Here is a 2,630-nt window from a genome sequence, read left to right on the forward strand (position 1 = left end):
GGTCGGGACGGGTCAGGCCGAGGGCCGAGGGCCGGGGGCGGCCGGGGCCGTGCCGGACAAGGGCCCGTCCGGGCTGAGGTCAGAGAGCTGGGCGGCGCAGGCGCGTATCGGGGAGGCCGGGCGTCCGGTCTCCCCCGCGGCTCTTCCCCCGCGGGCCCGCAGCACGCGGCCTCGCAGCAGGCCGCCTCACGGTGCCTTACGGCTTACGGCTGGGGCCGGGGCCGGTGCCGCACACGGCGGGGGGGGGGGGGGGGGGGGGGGGGGGGGGGGCCCCCCCCCCCCCCGGCCCCCCCCCCCCCCCCCCCCCCCCCCCCCCCCCCCCCCCCCCCCCCCCCGGAGCCGGGCCCCGCGGCCCAACCGCTGTCCTGCCCAGGTCACCGGCCCTGTTCGTCGCGGCGCCGCTGCCAGCGCTGCTCGATCCTGTCCATCATGGAGCGGTGCTGCCGCTCCCCGCGGCCACCGCCCATGCGGCCCGGTGCCGGAACCTGCTGCTCGCCCCGCTTCGGTGCCCTGCGCCAGCCCGTGACGGCCAGCACGGCACAGCCGAGCATGACGAGGAACCCCACCACGCTGATCCAGATCTGCTGGGCGACCATTCCTGACATGAGGAGCGCGATACCCACCAAGAAGCCAACGACCGCCTGGTAGACCCGTCGCCGGGTGTACGTACGCAGCCCGCTTCCCTCAAGCGCTGTCGCGAACTTGGGATCTTCTGCGTACAGCGCTCGCTCCATCTGCTCGAGCATTCGCTGCTCGTGCTCCGAGAGCGGCACGGAGTCCTCCTAGTCGTCGGCCGCGGGGGCGGCCGGTATGCGGCTCCTTCAGGATAAGCGGGGAATCGCCCCCGAGAAACCCGCCCTCAACGCCATTTCGCCAATCCGGACCGCCACGAGGACTCGGCCGCTGAGGCGTTGATTCCCCAACACCCGATCCCTCATGCCGAATGGTGTACCCCGATCATACGGCGCCAAGCCCGCTGGCGGGCGGGCTTGTGTCGTACTCCATGCGGTACCCGAGCGGCTTCGGCGAGGGCGGCAGTGCCTGATCAGCCGCGCTTCTCCGCGAGTACGTGCAACTGGGTGGCGACCGCCTGGAACGCCGGCAGGACCGCGGCCTCGGCCTCCAGCTTGAGCAGCGCCTCAAGAGCGCCCGGCTCGGTGTCCACGAGACCGCCGGGGACGAGGTCCGCGAAGACCCGGACGCCGTGCACCGACGCCACCGCGAGACCCGCGTCGCCCGCGAGGGACGTGAGCTGCTCAGCCGTGAAGCGCCTGGGCACCGGGTCGCCGGGGCCCCAGCGCCCGTCCGGGCCGGTCAGCGCCTGGCGCGCCTCCACGAAGCGCCCGGCGAGGGCGCGGGCGAGTACGGCGCCGCCGACCCCCGCGGTCAGCAGGCTGAGCGCGCCTCCGGGCCGCAGCGCCTCGACCGCCTTGCGCAGCCCGTCCGCGGGGTCCTCCACGTACTCCAGGACGCCGTGGCACAGGACCGCGTCGAAGGCGCCTCGGCCGACGACGTCGAACAGACCGTTGATGTCGCCCTGCACGCCGCGCACCCGGTCGGCGACGCCGGCCTCGGCGGCCCTTCGCTCCAGCGCGAACAGCGCGTCGGGGCTGGGGTCGACGACGGTGACCCGGTGGCCGAGGCTCGCGACGGGCACCGCGAAGTTGCCGCTGCCGCCGCCCGTGTCGAGTACGTCGAGCACGTCGGCTCCGGTGCTCTTGGCCCGGCGCGCGAGGGCCTCGTCCAGGACCTCCCGGACCACGCCGGTGCGCAGCGGGCCGCGGCGGGACGACGGCGACTCGCCGCCGGTGGCAGGGGAAGGGTCCGACACGGCAGTTGACTCCTCGGCGCGGTGCCGCGTGCTGCGGCGTGGACGGTGCGACGGTGCGTACCGTCCACCCTATTGCCTGCTCGTCCGTCTCCCATGCCCCGCCTTTCCCTCTGGTCTCTCTGGTGTCTCTGGTCCCTCAGGCACCAGTGGTGCCCGCGCGGGGCAGCGGCAGCGTGGGCTCCCGTACGAGCAGACGCTCCACGAGGCGCAGGAACATCTCCACGTCCCGCAGCAGGTCGTCCGCGTCGCGTATGCCTGCCGCGCCCTGTATGCCGGCCTCGGCACGGGCCCGCCGCCGGGCGCCCGCGGCGAACAGCGCGCTCCACTCGGTCAGCTCCGGGGCGATCTCCGGCAGCACCTCCCAGGCGCTGCGGATGCGGCGGCGGCGCTGCGGGGTGGTCTCGGGACGGCCGCGGGCCGCGAGCACGGCCGCGGCGGTGCGCAGCGCGGCGAGGTGGGCCGTCGCGTAGCGCTCGTTGGGTGTTTCGAGTGCGGTGGCCTCGTCGAGCCCCTCGCGCGCCTGGGCGAGCAGGTCGAGCGCGGCGGGCGGTGCGCCCGCCCGGCGTGAGACGGGGTGGATGTCGGTGGGCGGACCGGTCGTCGGCGAGGGGGCGGGGCCGCCTGCCGGCAGCCGGCGTGCGGCGCCCGCGGAGGAGCTGGCCATGACGAACCTCCTGTCGAGTGTGACGGCACGGTGGCCGTCTGTGTCCCATGGTGCGGGCCACCACTGACAATCGGCTCCGACCTGGCCTTTCGCATGATCGGCCGGCGTCGGCGGGGCGGCGGACGCCGCGGGGCC

Annotated in this window: 3 protein-coding genes; all 3 read right to left on the reverse strand. The window is 75.4% G+C overall.

Annotated features, from left to right (window positions below):
- Positions 1-374 precede the first annotated feature (374 nt).
- On the reverse strand, positions 375-773 hold the full coding sequence (locus tag LCE31_RS38635) for a DUF3040 domain-containing protein (protein ID WP_225022885.1): 399 nt from the start codon (positions 771-773) through the stop codon (positions 375-377).
- Between the two features lie 272 nt (positions 774-1,045).
- On the reverse strand, positions 1,046-1,762 hold the full coding sequence (locus LCE31_RS38640) for a class I SAM-dependent methyltransferase (RefSeq protein WP_374118707.1): 717 nt from the start codon (positions 1,760-1,762) through the stop codon (positions 1,046-1,048).
- 205 nt (positions 1,763-1,967) lie between these two features.
- A complete protein-coding gene (locus LCE31_RS38645) occupies positions 1,968-2,495 on the reverse strand; it encodes an SAV_6107 family HEPN domain-containing protein (protein ID WP_225022887.1) in 528 nt (175 codons plus the stop codon).
- Positions 2,496-2,630: the final 135 nt, after the last annotated feature.

The organism is Streptomyces sp. 8L (genome assembly GCF_020176795.1).
Classification (GTDB): domain Bacteria; phylum Actinomycetota; class Actinomycetes; order Streptomycetales; family Streptomycetaceae; genus Streptomyces.